We start from the raw sequence: 521 nt of genomic DNA, 5'->3' as shown, positions 1-521 counted from the left end.
TGTACATGCCCAGCAGTTCCTTGTAGCCTTCCTGGTTGATGCCTATGATGCAGTACACTGCGCGGCTAACCACACGGCCTTCGTGCCGTACCTTGTAGTGAATGGCATCCAGCCAAACAAAGGGATACACCGCTTCCAGCGGCCTGTTGCGCCACTCGGAAATGAGCGGCAGTATCTTGTCGGTAACCCTGCTGATGGTGGCAGGAGAAGCCTCCAGCCCATACATGTCCTGGAGGTGATCGCGGATGTCTGCGTAAGAGGCGCCACGGGCATACAGGGCTATAATCTGCCGGTCCAGGTCAACCCCTAAGGTCTTGTGCCGCTTGGGTATGATCTCCGGCTCAAAGGTGCCGTTGCGATCACGCGGGGTGGCAATCTCTATATTGCCTACAGGTGTTTTTACCCGTTTTCTGCCTTTGCCGTTCTTGCGGTCCGGCTCTGGTGTTTGATCGATGTGTGCTTCGAGTTCTCCGTCCAGAGCTTCTTCCAGGAACTCTTTGAGCAAGGGGGTGAACACGCCA

At 55.9% G+C, this 521-nt stretch carries 1 protein-coding gene; it reads right to left on the bottom strand.

What is annotated here, in order from left to right; translation table 11 throughout:
• On the bottom strand, nt 1–521 hold a 521-nt coding region (locus BUE76_RS18465; RefSeq protein ID WP_076026745.1), incomplete at both ends, for an IS256 family transposase.

The sequence above is a fragment of the Cnuella takakiae genome, from assembly GCF_001953305.1.
Lineage (GTDB): Bacteria > Bacteroidota > Bacteroidia > Chitinophagales > Chitinophagaceae > Flavisolibacter > Flavisolibacter takakiae.
This window is presented reverse-complemented; position numbering and strand designations above follow the sequence as displayed.